The 16,646-nt window shown below is 49.3% G+C and carries 17 protein-coding genes; 7 read left to right on the top strand and 10 right to left on the bottom strand.

Annotated features, from left to right (window positions below; all coding sequences use genetic code 11):
* Positions 1-76 precede the first annotated feature (76 nt).
* From OHJ21_RS25765 to OHJ21_RS25755, 3 genes are all read right to left on the bottom strand, one after another.
* Entirely contained in the window at positions 77-265 is a 189-nt protein-coding gene (locus OHJ21_RS25765; protein WP_100540461.1) for a hypothetical protein, read from the bottom strand.
* A gap of 234 nt (positions 266-499) precedes the next feature.
* Positions 500-946, bottom strand: a complete 447-nt coding sequence (locus OHJ21_RS25760) for an NUDIX hydrolase (RefSeq protein WP_326117330.1) — start codon at positions 944-946, stop codon at positions 500-502.
* Between the two features lie 45 nt (positions 947-991).
* On the bottom strand, positions 992-1,423 hold the full coding sequence (locus tag OHJ21_RS25755) for an NUDIX hydrolase (RefSeq protein WP_100540460.1): 432 nt from the start codon (positions 1,421-1,423) through the stop codon (positions 992-994).
* 128 nt (positions 1,424-1,551) lie between these two features.
* On the opposite strand from OHJ21_RS25755, the gene OHJ21_RS25750 reads away from it, so the two are divergent.
* Positions 1,552-2,793 (top strand): MFS transporter, encoded by a 1,242-nt coding sequence (locus tag OHJ21_RS25750; RefSeq protein WP_486021542.1) that lies wholly within the window; start codon positions 1,552-1,554, stop codon positions 2,791-2,793.
* Between the two features lie 81 nt (positions 2,794-2,874).
* On the opposite strand, the gene OHJ21_RS25745 is transcribed toward OHJ21_RS25750, so the two are convergent.
* A complete protein-coding gene (locus tag OHJ21_RS25745) occupies positions 2,875-3,120 on the bottom strand; it encodes a PepSY domain-containing protein (protein WP_100540458.1) in 246 nt (81 codons plus the stop codon).
* Positions 3,121-3,319: 199 nt separating this feature from the next.
* On the opposite strand from OHJ21_RS25745, the gene OHJ21_RS25740 reads away from it, so the two are divergent.
* Positions 3,320-4,051, top strand: coding sequence for a class I SAM-dependent DNA methyltransferase (locus OHJ21_RS25740; RefSeq protein ID WP_486021541.1), 732 nt, complete (start codon positions 3,320-3,322; stop codon positions 4,049-4,051).
* Positions 4,052-4,135: 84 nt separating this feature from the next.
* On the opposite strand, the gene OHJ21_RS25735 is transcribed toward OHJ21_RS25740, so the two are convergent.
* The 5 genes from OHJ21_RS25735 to OHJ21_RS25715 all read right to left on the bottom strand — a co-directional run bounded on the left by OHJ21_RS25735 (position 4,136) and on the right by OHJ21_RS25715 (position 9,249).
* Positions 4,136-5,608: a DEAD/DEAH box helicase gene (locus OHJ21_RS25735; RefSeq protein WP_326115885.1), complete on the bottom strand. Its 1,473-nt coding sequence runs from the start codon at positions 5,606-5,608 to the stop codon at positions 4,136-4,138.
* A gap of 155 nt (positions 5,609-5,763) precedes the next feature.
* A complete protein-coding gene (locus OHJ21_RS25730; RefSeq protein ID WP_100540837.1) occupies positions 5,764-6,639 on the bottom strand; it encodes a radical SAM/SPASM domain-containing protein in 876 nt (291 codons plus the stop codon).
* Between the two features lie 289 nt (positions 6,640-6,928).
* Entirely contained in the window at positions 6,929-8,374 is a 1,446-nt protein-coding gene (locus OHJ21_RS25725; protein WP_486021540.1) for a M56 family metallopeptidase, read from the bottom strand.
* Positions 8,375-8,382: 8 nt separating this feature from the next.
* Positions 8,383-8,757, bottom strand: coding sequence for a BlaI/MecI/CopY family transcriptional regulator (locus OHJ21_RS25720; RefSeq protein ID WP_100540454.1), 375 nt, complete (start codon positions 8,755-8,757; stop codon positions 8,383-8,385).
* A gap of 264 nt (positions 8,758-9,021) precedes the next feature.
* Positions 9,022-9,249, bottom strand: a complete 228-nt coding sequence (locus OHJ21_RS25715; protein WP_100540453.1) for a hypothetical protein — start codon at positions 9,247-9,249, stop codon at positions 9,022-9,024.
* Positions 9,250-9,495: 246 nt separating this feature from the next.
* Between OHJ21_RS25715 and OHJ21_RS25710 the strand changes: the two genes are divergently transcribed.
* The 5 genes from OHJ21_RS25710 (at position 9,496) to OHJ21_RS25690 (ending at position 15,926) form a co-directional block, all read left to right on the top strand.
* The gene (locus tag OHJ21_RS25710; RefSeq protein WP_486021539.1) at positions 9,496-10,518 is read left to right on the top strand and encodes an ABC transporter substrate-binding protein; all 1,023 of its coding nucleotides are present in this window, start codon (positions 9,496-9,498) and stop codon (positions 10,516-10,518) included.
* A gap of 22 nt (positions 10,519-10,540) precedes the next feature.
* Positions 10,541-11,653 (top strand): ABC transporter ATP-binding protein, encoded by a 1,113-nt coding sequence (locus OHJ21_RS25705; RefSeq protein ID WP_486021538.1) that lies wholly within the window; start codon positions 10,541-10,543, stop codon positions 11,651-11,653.
* Positions 11,650-13,305, top strand: coding sequence for an ABC transporter permease (locus OHJ21_RS25700; RefSeq protein ID WP_486021537.1), 1,656 nt, complete (start codon positions 11,650-11,652; stop codon positions 13,303-13,305). Before OHJ21_RS25705 ends, OHJ21_RS25700 begins: the two co-directional genes overlap by 4 nt.
* A gap of 139 nt (positions 13,306-13,444) precedes the next feature.
* Positions 13,445-15,145 carry a sensor histidine kinase gene (locus OHJ21_RS25695; RefSeq protein WP_486021536.1) on the top strand — a complete coding sequence of 567 codons (1,701 nt, stop codon included), beginning with the start codon at positions 13,445-13,447 and terminating at the stop codon, positions 15,143-15,145.
* The gene (locus tag OHJ21_RS25690; protein WP_326115894.1) at positions 15,138-15,926 is read left to right on the top strand and encodes a response regulator transcription factor; all 789 of its coding nucleotides are present in this window, start codon (positions 15,138-15,140) and stop codon (positions 15,924-15,926) included. The genes OHJ21_RS25695 and OHJ21_RS25690 overlap by 8 nt, the downstream gene beginning before the upstream one ends.
* A gap of 92 nt (positions 15,927-16,018) precedes the next feature.
* On the opposite strand, the gene OHJ21_RS25685 is transcribed toward OHJ21_RS25690, so the two are convergent.
* Positions 16,019-16,579 carry a delta-aminolevulinic acid dehydratase gene (locus OHJ21_RS25685; RefSeq protein ID WP_326117341.1) on the bottom strand — a complete coding sequence of 187 codons (561 nt, stop codon included), beginning with the start codon at positions 16,577-16,579 and terminating at the stop codon, positions 16,019-16,021.
* Positions 16,580-16,646 lie beyond the last annotated feature (67 nt).

The raw sequence follows: 16,646 nt of genomic DNA, 5'->3' as shown, positions 1-16,646 counted from the left end.
CGTAAGGAGCGGGCTGCTGCATGACTATCGTTACTCAAGTTTCGTACTCACATGCAGATAACCGACGAACCGCGTCTTACACGACAGCTGCGTCGACTCTGGACTGATCGGCATTCTGGCATCTCTTGCATACCTTCATCGCCGTGCCGTCCGACTTGTTGGCGACGTAGAGGAGCTTGATGCGAGACGTGCTGCATACCGGGCATGTGCCGCGGCCACGCGATGGCATGTTCCAGAGTGCGCGGCCCCGTTTTGTTTTGGCCATGTTTCATATCCCCTTTATTTCATAATCTCTCTAATATTGTTGCGAACCCATCACACAGCTCGTCCAAAATGCGATTTCCCTTTGTTAAACGAATCGCAGGAAATACAGCCTGATATCTGTGCAACTCCATTATAGAGGACGGCCTGCCGCCAAATATAGGGAATAAATGCTTATGAATTCTTTTTTACATAGGTGGCTTCAAGCCTTCACGCGGTCATGAAACCAGCTCCTCCTTTATAATCCAATATTACGCTTGAGGCCTTGATAGCTTCCTGACTCCGGAAATCCTCGCTTAACGATCGTCGTAAACTTCTCGGAGAACCCATGGCTCGCTAAATCTGCGATGGGGACCAGGACCACATCGCCGATAGGATTGAGATCGAACTCGTTCGACGGAAGTCGGATTTCACCCTCCAAACGTTCCAGCAAAAAAGTAATATGTAACAGTGAGGGCGTTGAATCCGGTTTATCGCATAGATATAGAAGTTTCTTCACTTTTGTGATTAGCCCGGTTTCCTCTTCCATTTCTCGAACCATGGCTTCTTCCAGGGTTTCCCCCTGCTCTACCCTTCCTCCGGGCAGCGACCAGCCACGTTCTGACGAAACACTCTGTTTGACCAGCAAAATACGTTCGTCTTCAATCAGGATTCCGGTCACTCTGACCTGCAACAGATTGCTCATTACCACACCGCCAATTCGTTGAATTCTTCTTTCCATGAAAAATACTTAGGTTAGCTTGCGCCGTGCCTCCTCCGCTCTTTGCACACTCTCCTTCGTCCAAGGCGGTGCCTTGGGGTGATTCATGATCTCGGACAGCGTCATCCACTGTACCGACTCGACCTCGTCCGGACTCTTGCTGTAAGGCGTCCCCTTATCATACTCGCACAGGAACACCATGTTGATGACAGGACGGTCATCGTCCGTTACAAAAGAAGAGCTGTAGACATACGTGACGTTCTCCTTCACCTCGACGCCAACTTCTTCGTAAAGCTCCCGCTTCACCGTGCGCTCCAAAATATCCAGTGTGTGCCCCTCCCTGTCGACTTTGCCTCCGGCTAACGATAGTGTTCCGCCCGCATGCTCTTCCTTCATGCTCCGCGTAATCATCAGCCACTGCCCGTCCTTGCAGACGGCCCCTTCTACGTTGACGATAAACATGACACCCCTCCTCCAACAACCTTTAATCTTACTTTACACGATCCTGGTGGCGGTTGACCATTGACTCTTACCTTACAGGAGGCCGCAAAATAGGTTCCAGCATTGATTCTGTAAGGAGGAATATCATCATGCCAAGCTCCATCCGTTTGCTCCACAACGGCTTCGTCCGAGCGATCCTGATTTCCAATGTATGCTCCCAGCTCGGAATATGGATCCGAAATTTTGCCGTCCTGCTGTATGTCATGGACATGACAGGCGGGAATGCTTTTGCCATTTCCATGATTTCCGTCGCCGAATATGGACCCATCTTTCTGTTTTCGTTCATTGGGGGTGTATTTGCCGACCGTTGGCGTCCTAAAGCAACCATCGTCTGGTGCGAGATACTCAGTGCCTGCTCCGTCTTCATCGTGTTTCTGATGCTGGAATCCGGCTCGTGGGGCGCTGTATTCTTCGCAACCTTATGCTCTTCCATCCTGTCGCAGTTTGCCCAGCCCTCGGGCATGAAGCTGTTCAAAATCCATGTGCGGGACGAAGATGCTTCCATTGGCATGTCGCTGCTGCAAACGCTGTTCTCTCTCTTCATGATCATCGGTCCGATTCTGGGCACATGGGTGTTTCAGCAATGGGGCATATCGGCTGCCCTCGTGTTAACGAGCGGATGGTTCATGTTATCTGCCCTAGCTATGCTGCTTGTGCCTAAAGACCAAGAGGCATCTATGAACACTGCAACAGCAGTTCCCTCCATTCTTCAAGATATGACCGCCGGCATTCGTTATGTTGTATTCAAAAGAGATTTGCTGCGGCTAAGCCTCTGCTTCATGGTTGTGGGTCTTGGGGTGGGACTGATCTCCCCGCTCAGCGTGTTTCTGGTGACCGAACGCTTAGGCTTGTCCGCTCAGGACTTGCAGTGGATTACCATCCCTTACGGTGTCGGCGAAATCCTGGGTGGGATCGTAACGTTTATGCTCGCTTCCCGAATCGCTCCCGGTCGGTTACTGATGTTGGGTTTAATCGTGAACGGCGCAGGCATTCTCCTGCTGGGTCTGTCGACAATCCTCTGGCTGACCATGCTCTCGCAATTCCTGATTGCGCTGCTGCAGCCGGCTATTTTTATCGGGAACCATACCTTGGTCATGCAGCAAACGGAACAAGCCTACATCGGTCGGGTCACCGGAGTCCGTACGCCGCTCATGACCGGAGCCATGCTGATCACAATGGGATGCTCCGGCCTATTGAAGCAGGCTATGTCACTAACCTACGTATACGCTTTGGCTGGTGCATGTTTTCTCGCTGGATTCTTGATGATTCTTCCACTTCTTCGTCATGGGAATCACATGATATCTGGAGGTGGCGAAGCAACCGAAACTTAACCTCCTGCACAGATCAAAAACCGAGCGAAACGCGGGTTTCTCCACGTCTCACTCGGTTATTTGCTTTTTCCTAATGGCGCCTTAATCCGCGTCGTCTTCTTCCTCAACCTTTAGGATTCTTCCCGATTTCGCGAGAATTTCAACTTCAAACAATCTGTTGTCGGATGTCAGAATAAATATTTCATAGACCAACACGCCATGCTCCAAATCCATATCGACATGAACGATTTGACCCGGCACACGGGCAAGTGCTATTTCTTGAGCTTGCTGCATGGAGACTCTCTGCCTGGTCATCGGCCCTGGTACATGATAGTAATTACCGTACATTCGAAAAGTAACCTCCTCAATGAAAAAGTCCGCTCATGTACCATATGAGAGGAGCTGCTCCTTGGTGCCTATTGACGTGCCTTCTTGATTCATATCGGCACGGTTATTTATATTTTAATCGCGGTCTGGGTATTATTCCGGGAGGAACGATCCGTTATAATGAACCATAAGGCAGGATGATTCCTAGAAAGAGGTGCTTATGAGCTATCACGGATCCGATTTTTATGACAACGACGCGAACTTCGAGAAGTACATGGAGCGGCGGCAAGGGCTGGAGAACGCCAACGATACATTGGAGAAACCCGTCATCTGGCAGCTGCTGGGGAATATCTCGGATCGGCATGTATTGGACCTGGGGTGCGGCGATGCTGGCTTTGGCGTGGAAATGCTCAACAAAGGCTGTGCTGCGTATGTGGGGATTGAAGGCTCTCGTAATATGGTGGAAGCCGCCTCAAGCAACCTGACCGATTACAACAACGGAACCGTTGTGCATACGAGGATTGAGGACTTTGCATATCCCCGCGATTCCTATGATCTGGTGCTCTCCAGGCTCGCCATTCATTATCTGCAGGATATCGAGCGCGTCTTTCAATGCATTCATCAGAGCTTGAAGCCGAGCGGCAGGTTTGTCTTCTCCGTCGAGCATCCCGTCATTACCTCCACGCTTCAGCCGTCTGGCACACGAACGAACTGGGTCGTGGACCATTACTTCAGCGAAGGCTACCGGGAACAACAATGGCTCGGCGGCACCGTTCATAAGTACCATCGAACCGTGGAGGATTACTTCCGGGCGATGCAGGAAGCCGGCTTTACCGTGGAACACCTAAGGGAATCCAGACCTGTGCGAGAACATTTCTTAAACGAAGAAACCTATGAGCGCAGGAGCAGAATCCCACTGTTTCTGTTTCTGGCGGGGAGAAAGAGCGCATAACTCCCATTCCATTCCGAAAAAAAAGCACCCTTCCACTTCATAAGTGGGAAAGGGTGCTTTCTGCGTCACTATCGTTATTTCTGCTTACGAGGATCTGCCGGTCTTGCTTCCTTTATTAAATCCCTCGGGCTTGCGCTTACGGGCTTGGCCATCCATAGGTTTCTGAGCAGCTTCCGATTTGAATTTACGTGCCATCTCTGAATACGGATTACTGACGGCTTCCGCCTTCGGCTTACGTGCCGAATTCGTGCTCGAATGACGAGCTGCACCTGATTTCGGCTTACGAGCCGTGTCGGTCTTTGGCTTACGGGTGGTATCGGCCTTCGGTTTAGCCGATCTAACCGCTGCTGACTTGGCTTTGCCGGATTTGGCCGAGCCCGATTTCGGCGATCGGTCTACCTTAGCGGCTCTTAAGGAGCCTGACATCGGGAAGGCATGGTCCTTCACTTCGGGAATGGACTTTCCGATTAACTTCTCGATATCCCGGAGAAAAGGCACCTCGTCCACTTCGCAGAACGATATCGCCGTTCCGCTCAGTCCTGCCCGCCCCGTCCGGCCAATCCGGTGAACGTACGTCTCGGGAATGTTCGGTAGGTTGAAGTTAATGACATGCGACAGCTCGTCGATATCAATGCCTCTAGCGGCAATATCCGTCGCGACCAGGACGCGGGTCGCCCCGCTTTTGAAATTGTTGAGCGCCGTCTGGCGGCTGGTTTGCGATTTGTCGCCGTGAATGGCCTGAGCCGTAATATTCACCTTGTTCAGACCGCGCGCAACCCGGTCAGCTCCCCGCTTCGTACGGGTAAAGACCAGGGCCGACACGATGGACGGGTCCTTCATCAGTTCATTCAACTGCTGCTGCTTATTCCCGGTTTCCAGCAGGTACACCGATTGCTCGATCCGTTCGGCCGTAGAGGAGACCGGCGTGATCTCGACTTTTACGGGATTGTGCAGCAAGGTTTGGACAAGCTGAGTAATTTCCGCAGGCATCGTGGCCGAGAAGAACAGCGTTTGTTTTTTGCTCGGCATTTTGGCGATAATACGCTTCACGTCATGGATAAAGCCCATATCGAGCATGCGGTCGGCCTCATCCAGCACCAAAATCTCCACATGCTGCAAATCGACGTGCTTCTGATTCATAAGGTCCAGCAGTCTGCCTGGCGTAGCAATGAGGATGTCCGCTCCTTGCTGAAGCGCCCGTTCCTGCGTCTTCTGCGAAACGCCGCCGACAATCGCGGTCGAACGCAGCTTCGTGAACTGGCTGTAGGCTTTGACGTTATCCGAAATTTGCAGGGCGAGCTCCCGGGTAGGCGACAATACCAGGGCGCGAATGCGGCGCCCCATGCCTGGTTTAGGGGGTTGCTGATTCAACAGCTGGATCATCGGTACCGAAAAAGCGGCGGTCTTCCCTGTTCCGGTCTGCGCGCAGCCCAGCAAATCTCTGCCGGCCAACACAGCCGGGATCGCCTGAGCCTGAATAGGCGTTGGCGTCTTGTAATTCTCCTTCGCCAAAGCCTTGAGAATCACGGGGGATATATTTAAATCTTGAAATGTCATGGGGTCTCCTTTAAGGTAAATACCTATATTGTCTCATCACGTAACATGGGGCATCTCATGATCGAGTCTCCACAAGCCGTTCCTTTACGTCATAACATATAAGGATACCATACATCGGTATAAAAAAAGAAGCGGAATTTTTCTCCGCCTCTTGTTTAAGCCCCAAACCGCTGCCGATACCCGCATTTTCTGCATAATTCCTCAACGGCTTCCCGACGTGAAAATCCGTCCACCAGGTTGTTCGCTCGCTCCCCATCGACGATGTCCGAGAAGGACTTCTGATGAATATTGCCCAAATTGATGACCCCTTCCCCGTCCAGACAGCACGGGACAACCGTCCCGTCTACGAGAATGGCCGCCTGGCTGCGAAGCGCATGGCAGAAGCCTTTGCCTTCATCCTCCGGCGCTGTTAGACTTGGCCACTGGAACTCATAATCCTGGTTCAGATAGACATGGTCGGCAACCTTCACGCCACCGCCGGGTTCAACCTTTTCCTCGATTCGGTAGTCCAGATTGAATTCCTGCTCCAAAATTTCGAGTGTCTGGCGGTTACGGCTCTTCTCCAGGTTCGTTTGGTTGTCCTGCGTCAGATTCCACAAACGGAACGAAAAGATGACTTTATGCTCCTCCGCGGCACGAACAAAGGAGAGTATCTCCCGCAAATATCCCTCACGATTGGTTGAACCAACATGTCCGTCGAAGCTGTGGAGCGAGAAGTTCATCTGTCTCAAGGCTGGCTTGCCCAGCAGCTTATGCCGGTTCTTCGCGATCAACGTACCGTTGGTCGTGATATTGACCTTGAACCCCTTTTCATGGCTAATATCCAGCAGCTCATCAATCTTCGGATGGAGCAGCGGCTCTCCCTTCACATGCAGATAAATGTAACTTGTGTGCGGCTTGATCTCATCCAATCTTTTCGCGAAATCTTCCACTTTAATGAAGTTGGCCTTACGCTCTGTCGGCGGGCAGAACGTGCAGGCGAGATTACAAATACTCGTGATTTCTATGTAAACTTTCTTAAACGTCTTCAAGATGTTATCCCCAATCCCATGTCTATGATCGTATGACGATTTGCCAGCTTGGTCGCTTGCCGATCCTACATATCGTACCATAGGCGGGCTTTTACAGCTACAACTACAAATGCGATCTGGTGCCATTCTGTATAAAACGAAAGAAGAGGGAGCACCCTCTTCTTTCGTTTTTTCTAATTAACGTTCATCGTTTATGTTGAATTCGTCACTCTTGAGCATCAAACCATCTTTTTGACGGTTTCTTATTTATCAAAATCATACTCAGCTAGTTCTTCAAGCGTCATGGATCTTATCGTAATGGAAGTACCCGGGGGGTCTCGTTTGGCTGAGACTTCCTAGAGCCCTCGTCTACAGGACGAGTTTCTTTCGGATCATCTACAACATCGTCTCCTTCATTCTCAACAACAGCTACAGGACGAGATTCCGTTGGATAATCCACAACACTGCTTCCATTCTCAGCTACAGCTGCAGGACGAGTTTCTTTCGGATCATCTACAACATCGCTTCCGTCATTCTCCACGACAGCTACAGGACGAGCTTCCGTTGGATAAGTTACAACATTGCTTCCTTCATTCTCAACTACAGGTGCAGGACGAGTTTCTTCTGGCTGAGTTTCAACATAACTTTCTTCATTCTCAACCACTGTCTCAGAAGGTACCGCTTTAGGGACCGCTTCTGTTGGTCGAGCTTCAGCATGACTCTCCTCATTCCCAATGACTCTGGGCGTATTGTTAGAAGCCCATGCCGCTGCTGATGTGCTAATTACAGTAACTAAGAACACTGCTGCTATCGTGAGATACAATGCTTTCTTTTTTTGTTTCTTTACATTAAGCATCATCATTAATCTCCTTTTTAATTGTTTGCCGTCACCGGATAAGGAAGCGCAAAATTGCACGGGTAAATTCCTCGATCCTGCTACGACGCTTAAAATCGTCTCCCCATACCGTTTTCGCTCGGCATGGGACATCTCTTTTACGACCTCTTCATCACAAGACAGCTCACTCCATACGTGAATGTCCTTGCGAAGAATGTGTACCAAGGGGTTAAACCAATGTAAGGCACTTGCTCCAAGCGTAAACGCTTTGACCCATAAATCTTTCCGTTTCAGATGGATCAACTCATGACGGATCACCATGTCCACGTTAACGGTATTCTCGATAGGGAGATAAATGGCGGGTTTCCGCAGGCCGACAAGAACAGGAGTCCGAATGATGGAGCTGTAGAAAAGCCGGACGTTGCTTTTCATACCAAGGGCTTCCTTGATGAAAGGGAGCTGTTTGGCAGCTTCGCTGCTTATCGGCACAGTGGTACGCGTATGTTCTAGTTTCTTTAAAAACCTGCGGTAACAATACATCTGCCATCCAGCAAAAGTTATAGCACCGGTCGCCCATAAGACAATGAGGGGAAGGGCTACGTTTGCTGAAATGGTCTGTTCTGGGATGAACTGCTCCGGATGAGTCGCTAGATATGGACCGGGCAGCGCATGTTGCACAGTTGAAGGCAACTCGTTCACGATGGGGACGGTTGCTGTTCCATCGAATATAAAAAACGGTGAAATCGAGTGAATACCAAGAACTACGGGCAAAAGATAAAAGCCTACGGCCATTATGCTAATTCCATAGCGCCACTTTGTAGGAACGGCATGGATCGATACGATCCGCAGTACAAGAATGCAGGCTACGACGGCACTTCCAGCAACGGTAAGGGTAAACAGCCATTCGAGAATAGTATTCATAAGCCCCCCTACTTTTGCGAAAACCATTGCTTCAGCTCTGCAATATCTTCATCTGATAGCTTTTCACCGTCATACAATGCTGAAATTAGGTTTTTGACCGAGCCTTGATATAATCCGTCCAGGACGTGCTGCGCTTCCAAAAGCTTATAATCTTCAGGCGAAATGCGAGGCATATATTGATTTGTCCGTCCATGCCTCGTAGCCGAAAGTGCCCCTTTATCCACTAAACGCGATAGGAAGGTGGAAATGGTCTGCGCTTTCCACTCTCTTCCTCTTCGGGCAAACAGACCTAGCAGTTCGGTGGATGTGACAGGCGGTGTACACTCCCAAATCACCTCCATTAGCTCCATTTCAGTATCCGATAATTTTTGAACCTGGTTCACGGTGAACACCTCTTTACGTCGTTATGCGTCCATAACGAACTTAATCACTACACGATGTAGTGATTAAAACTTACTACATCGTGTAGTGGTAAGTCAAGCGAAGATAAGTTTAAATTTACTACTACATAGAACTAATACGTAAAAATTAAAGAACCGCGCGGGAGCGCGGTTCTTTATCTAAACATGCAGCTTCAAATTATCGAGGGCGTCGGATTCCCCGGGTCCTCTTATTTGTACTCGTACAGATGGTAGTGTTAACGCCGTTTATTTTGAATCGTTGTCGTCATTTTCCACAGTCTCGCCTGCTTTGTTTCCCAATGCTGCGCCTGCGATACCACCAGCAATCGTACCGATTGGACCCAGAATGGAACCTACAGCAGCACCCACGACGCCACCACCCGCGGTTCCTAAAGCTTCTCCAGCGTCAACACCCATGTTGGTCGTGTCGCGATCAGAATCAACCTTTTGATTACGATCATTTTTATTAGCCATCCATCTCACTCCCTCGACATTGTGATAGGAACAGCTCCTTCTTGCCAGTCGTTGTTCCAGACCATATCTTGCCCTAACCGATCTAAGATAATTCTATAAAATATACCTATTCAGGTCCTGTCTACTCCAAATTAGGTTGCGAATTTTAGACGATGTTTGCGGATTATGGGATTATGTAAACGGTACCAAGCTTGCTACAATGAACATGCAATTACGAAATGAACTTTTGTTCAAGGGGGATTATACATGAAAAAGCTGTCGATTTTACTGTTAACCTGCGTGTTGATCATAGGGGTGCTGAGCGGTTGCGCAAGCAGCGATTCCGATTCGGGATCGTCGAATAAGCTCGTCATCTACAGTCCGAACAGCGAGGAAATTATCAAAACCATCATTCCAATGTTCGAGAAGCAGACCGGGATTACGGTTGAGCTTGTAACGGCTGGGACCGGCGAAATTATTAAGCGCTTACAGTCCGAGAAGCAGAACCCATACGCTGACGTGATGTTCGGTGGTTCTATGGCGGGTTTCCGTGAAAATGAAGCTTTATACGAGCCTTACGTATCACCTGAAGACAAGAACTTAATGGAAGGCCACCGCAATACGTCGGGCTTCGCTACCCCTTATATCTCGGATGGCAGCGTGCTGCTCGTGAACAAAAACCTGATCGGCGACATCAAAATCGAAGGCTATGCGGATTTGCTGAACCCGCAGCTCAAAGGGAAGATTGCTTCCGCTGACCCGGCAAGCTCAAGCTCTGCTTTCGCACAGTTAACCAATATGCTGAAAGCGATGGGCGGCGATTATGAGAACGAACAAGGCTGGAACTACGTCGGTCAACTGATCGAGAACCTGGACGGCAAAATCGCGAGCGGTTCCGGTGCCGTTCACAAAAGCGTGGCGGACGGTGAATATGTAGTCGGCCTTACCTACGAAGACCCTTCCAGCACCTATGTAAAGAACGGCGCTCCGGTAGAAATCGTATATCCGAAAGAAGGCGCCGTATTCCTGGATGCGGGATCCGCCATTATCAAAGATGCGCCGCATATGGACAATGCCAAAAAATTCATCGACTTCATTCTGTCCCAAGAAGCACAGGATGCGTTCGGAACGCAATTAACGAACCGTCCGCTTCGCCAAGACACAAAGCTTGGAGACCATATGAAGCCTTACGAAGAAATCCACATGATTGATGAAGACACGGACTATGTAAGCCAGCATAAATCCGAGATCGTTGAGCGTTATGTCGATTTATTCACTAGCGTTAAATAAACTATAGAATCAGGTGACAACCATGAGCGTAACCATAACCATTCAAGACTTAATCAAAAAATACGGTGACACAACCGTCATTCCCGAGCTGTCCCTGGAGATCAAGAAGGGTGAATTCTTCACCCTTCTCGGGCCTTCCGGGTGCGGCAAGACCACACTGCTGCGCATGATCGCCGGCTTCAACAGCATTGAAGGCGGAACCATTCATTTTAACGATCGCGTCATTAACCAGGTGGAACCGGGCAAGCGGAATATCGGGATGGTCTTTCAGAGCTATGCGATCTTCCCTCACTTAACCGTCAATGGAAACATCGCGTTCGGACTGGAGAATCGAAAGTTATCCAAGGCGGAGATTAATGCCAAGGTGGATGACATCCTAAAGGTCGTTCAGATTGAGCCCTATAAAGATCGCATGCCGAAGAACCTGTCAGGCGGCCAACAGCAGCGCGTTGCGCTAGCCAGAGCGATCGTGATCCGGCCGGATGTCCTGCTGATGGATGAGCCTCTATCCAACCTGGATGCCAAGCTTCGGGTCGACATGCGTAACGCAATTAAAGACATTCAGAGAGAAGTCGGGATTACCACCGTCTACGTCACGCACGATCAGGAGGAAGCCATGGCGGTATCCGACCGCATTGCGGTCATGAAATCCGGCGTGATTCAGCATCTCGGAACGCCACAGGAGATTTACCAGCGCCCTGCGAACGTATTCGTTGCGACCTTTATCGGACGTACCAACATTATCATGGGCAAATTAACGAAATCGGCAGACAGCAGCTATGCCCTGCAGTTCGGTTCAGGCTATTCGGAAGAACTGTCAAACATTCAAGTTCCGAATGCATTTGCTCAGGCTTCCGCTCTGAACGTTCAAATCTCGGTTCGGCCGGAAGAGTTCATTCTGACCGAGGACCAAACCGGCATGAAAGCAACGATTGTACACAGCGTATTTTTGGGGCAAAACACCCATTATTTTGTGGACTTGGCGTCCGGTCAACGCGTGGAGATTACGCAGGAATCGAAAACGTCACATATCCTTGAACCTGGTCAAGTCATCTATCTCAAGGCGAAAAAAGAGAAGATTAATGTTTATGATGCAACAGGTGAACTGAACTATACAAGGGGCGCTCGGCTATGAGAGAGACGCGCAAACGATTTGATGTCTGGACCAACATTTCGTTACTGATCTTTGTGTTCTACATTCTTTTTCTGGCCCTGCCTTTGTTTACGATGCTGTTCAAGAGTGTGTACAACGGTACGACAGGCGATTTTTCCCTCGCCTATTTCACGAAGTTTTTCAGTAAGCCCTACTATTTAAACGCCCTATTCAACAGCGTGAAAGTCACCGTCAGCGTAACCTTGCTTGCCGCCATTATCGCAACGCCGCTGGCGTACATCATGGCAACGGTGAAGATTAAAGGCAGTTCGGCTATTCGGGTCATGATTCTGATCTCCTCGATGTCGGCTCCTTTCATTGGCGCTTACTCCTGGATCCTGCTGATGGGCAGAAGCGGCGTCATTACCAAATTCGTTAGCAGCACATTCGGCATTACGATGCCGGATATCTACGGATTTACAGGGATATTAGTGGTCTTGACCTTGCAGATGGTCCCTCTGATTTTCATGTATGTATCAGGTGCACTGAAGAATATGGATCAATCGCTGATGGAAGCTGCCGAGAGCATGGGTTATACAGGCTTTGGCAAAATGCGCAAAGTGCTCCTCCCGCTCATTACGCCAACCTTGCTGGCAGGCGGACTGCTCGTCTTCATGCGCGCGCTTGCCGATTTTGGTACGCCGATGCTGATCGGCGAGGGATACAAGACCGTTCCTGTACTGATCTTTAACGAGTTCATCAGTGAGGTCGGCGGCGATGACGGCTTTGCAGCGGCGATCAGCGTCATTGTCGTTCTCTTCGCCACAACGATATTCCTGCTGCAAAAATTCGTAGCCAATCGTAAATCCTTTACGATGAGTGCACTGCATCCCATTGAAACCAAGAAGAAAAAAGGGATCGGCAATATCGCGGCTCATGCCGTTATCTATCTGTATACGCTAATCGCGCTGCTGCCGCAGCTCTACGTCATCTATACTTCATTCCTGAAATCCAACGGCAGAATTTTCGTCGAAGGCTTCTCACTCCAAAGCTATCGGGATGCCTTCAGTAATATTGGCGGGGTCATTCTGAACACGTTCTTCTTGGCCATCGTGTCGCTGGTCGCCATTATCCTGTTAGCGATACTGATTGCTTACGTAACCGTTCGAAGAAAGAATGCGCTAACCAATACGCTGGATATCTTCACGATGTTCCCGTATATCGTCCCGGGCTCCATTCTGGGGATTGCTCTCTTGATCACGTTCAACAACAAGCCGCTGGCCTTAAGCGGAACGGCCGTCATCATGATCATCTCATTTGTCATCCGGCGCCTGCCATATACGATTCGATCCAGCGCAGCCATCCTGCATCAGATTAACGATGGGATCGAGGAAGCAGCCATCAGTCTGGGGGCCTCCCAGATGAAGACGTTCTTCAAGATTACGCTTCCGATGATGCTGGCAGGCGTAGTCTCCGGCGCGATCCTAAGCTGGATTACCATCATTACCGAATTAAGCACCTCGATCATTCTGTATACAGGCAAGACCAAGACCGTAACGGTTGCCATATACACCGAGGTCATTCGCGGGAACTACGGCGTGGCGGCAGCCCTATCCACAATTCTTACCGTCATTACGGTGGTGTCACTGCTTGTCTTCCTGAAGCTCTCTGGACAAAAGGAAGTTTCCATGTAAATGTAATGAAATCATAAAGTAGACTACATCCAAGTCGGCACCTGCAGCACGAAGGCCGGCTTGGATGTATTTGGATGATCTGCGGCTACCGCCAGTCGGTATAATAGGATCGAGGGGCTTATCGCAGATGGAGGGCAGCATGAAACCTACACATTATCGCAACTTCAAGGAATCAACCCGTCATTTATTTCGCATCTATACGATGATCCCGTTCTCCATCTTAATCGTATTGTTTTTGGCGTTCACGATTATTAATGGCAGAATGAACCTAACCCAAAAAACGACCGAAGCTGCCCAGTCCATCAGTCAGTCCATATCCGGCGTTTATCAGCAGTACTACGAGGAGATTAATCGGATGGCCGTCTCTCCTACCGTGATCGATTATGTAAGCTCGCATTTGGGCAGCGAACAAGTGTACTCCGCATTTTATGATTTCAACAACCAGCAGAAGGTCAAGAGCATTTTTCATATCGTCAATACGGATGGGGTCTTCCTGGCAAGCTCTGCCCCGGCGGATTCACTGTATTCCAATTTTGCCTTCGGCAATCTCATTCATCGAATTGATCAGCGGCCCGGCGACACGCTTACCGAAATGAACAGCTTTCGTTATTCGCATGATCGCGATACGAGTTACACGTTTGGCAAGGCCATACTTAAGGACAAGCGGACGATAGGCTATATCATCTATCAGCTGTACGAATCGGACATTCAGAAGGTGATTTTCAAACAAAATAATGAGATCGCCATGATCACCGATGAACATAATACCATCATTGCCACGACCAGCAATGTGACCAAAGGCGTTCTCAACAAATTCAGCCCGAAGGTCGATAACAAGGGACATGTTCTGCTGAACGAAGGCAAATATTATATGTATGCCAAGCGAATCCCTGACACGCCGATTCAAGTCATTACGCTGAATTCCTATAAATCGGAGCAATACACCTACTATACGGTTTCTTTCTTTGTCCTCGCGGCCAGCCTTCTGCTGTGGGTCTTGATCCAGTTCCTGGCGAACAAAATGTCGACCCGAAATTCCGAATCGATCGATAAATTAATTCATGCCTTGGCCCAGCTGCGCGAAGGAAACTTCAATGGCTATGTCGACATTCAGACGAACGACGAGTTTCAAATTCTCGGCGATGAGTACAATGTGATGCTGGATCGGTTGAAGGAATTGATCGAGAAAAATAAAGAGCTGTCGGAGCTCCGCACGATTATTGAGGTAAAGCAGCTGCAATCGCAGTTCCATCCGCATTTTATTTTTAATGTCCTTGAAACCCTGCGCTATGCTATTAAGATTGACGCGAATCAAGCCCAGGACATCGTGCTGATTCTCTCCCGCTTGCTTCGATACAGCATCGGACATGATCGCAATGTCCAGCTGAAGAATGACATGAATTATGTACGGGATTACCTGAAGCTGCAGCAAATTCGGTTCAATGATCGGCTGGAATATCGGATTACCGTAGCGGAGGAAACGCTGGATGTATACGTCCCCAAGCTTCTGCTGCAGCCGATTATCGAAAACGCTATCAAATATGGATATGAGAATCAAAGTGATGTGCTGATTGAGATCAACATCTACACATCAACCGGCAAGCTCATTCTGGAAGTTCGCGACAACGGGCAAGGCATGAGTGAGCAGACCCTGCAGGAAGTGAATCAGATTCTGCAAAGTCAGACGAATACGACGCAGCATATCGGTCTGTACAACGTTCATCGTCGTTTAGTGCTTTTATATGGCGAAGAATCCGGCATTCACATTGACAGCGCGCAAGGAAAAGGTACCTGCGTGGCACTTACAATTCCTTACGAATGGAGTGAATATCATGTTTAAAGTACTGCTGGTCGAAGATGAAGATATGATTCGCAGGGGGATACGGTTCAGCATCGATTGGCTTCAATACGATTGCATCGTCATTGAAGAAGGACTGAACGGGCAGGATGGCTACGAGAAGATCTGCGAGCTGAAGCCGGATATCGTCATTACCGACATCACCATGCCGATCAAGGACGGCATTTCAATGATTCGGGAAGGTTTGCAGGAGCATACCTTCAGCAGCATCATTATCTCCGGTTATAATGAATTCCACCTTGCGAAGCAGGCACTCCAGTTAGGCGTCACCGAGTTCCTGGTGAAGCCCTTAGAGGATGAGCAGCTGGTAGCGGCACTCGAATCAGCCAAAGCCAAAGTGGATTTAATCCGCAAATATGAAGTGATCTCGAATCATCCGCAGGAAAAGGAAGAGATTCTAAACAGCAAATTTCTGGAGAAGGAAACCAAGACCTCCAAATACGTGGCCAAAATGATCGCATATGTACAGGAGAACTATGCCAAGAAGATCAGCATTCATGACCTCGTGGAGGAGATCGGCTTAAGCGCCTATTACCTGAACCAGAAATTCAAGGCAGAGACCAGCTACACCTTCAACGAGTTTCTCAATCGCTATCGCATTCAGAAATCGATCGATTTACTGAAGTCAGGCGATAACAAAGTCTATACCATCGCGCAGGATATCGGATTTAGCGACTACAAGTATTTTATAAGCATCTTCAAAAAGTACGCCCATGTCACGCCGAGTCAGTATCAGGAATATTTCGAGGAGAAGAATGGATAGATTAGGGTAATCTAGATACTAGAGGTACTCTATCGCACTTATATATTTGCACACACCCCTGCTAGGCTTGAGCAGGGGTGTAGAATCTTTATCTATGATTCCTGTCGTTCATACAGCCGGTACATGGATAGCTCACCACGCATTGCCACCGCTTGCGCAAAGGCTTCCTTCACGTCCCGTCCCTGCTGAACGATCTCATAGAACAGCCGGAGAACGAACATCAGCGCATCGTTGCCTTCCGGATAGTCATCCGGCCCGATATACATCCTGCAGCCCTTCTCCAGGAAGGCGTCGGCCAGTGCCGGATCCCCCAGCGAGCAGCCGTTCGCGATCACCGTCTTCCCGTCCAGCTTCGCATAACGCTTAATTTCGGCAGGCCCGAAGCCGCCCTTCGGCTCATCCTCCTCGTATACCTCTTCGCCGAGCTCCGGCATGATCAAGCTGCCTTCATCCCCATGAAAGTTCAACAAGATCATATCGGTGCCTTCATATATATCATCCCCTGACAAAACGGAGATCAGATCATTCGGCCTTCCGATCCAATATGTAAAAACGCGTACCCCGAAATACTCCAGAGCCGCTCTTACGGCTTGGCTCTCCATATCGCAATCCGGTCCGACGACCAGAGCGACCTGCATAACCGGCTTACTCACTACTGTATCAACTCCTGACAATTACATAGATTTGGAATTGGAGCCCCATTCTATTATTGCCGGCAAC

The organism is Virgibacillus sp. LDC1, from assembly GCF_025792345.1.
Taxonomy (GTDB): Bacteria; Bacillota; Bacilli; order Paenibacillales; family Paenibacillaceae; genus Paenibacillus_AQ; species Paenibacillus_AQ lautus.
The sequence above is the reverse complement of the archived record's forward strand: the minus strand, read 5'-3'. Positions and strand labels throughout refer to the sequence as shown.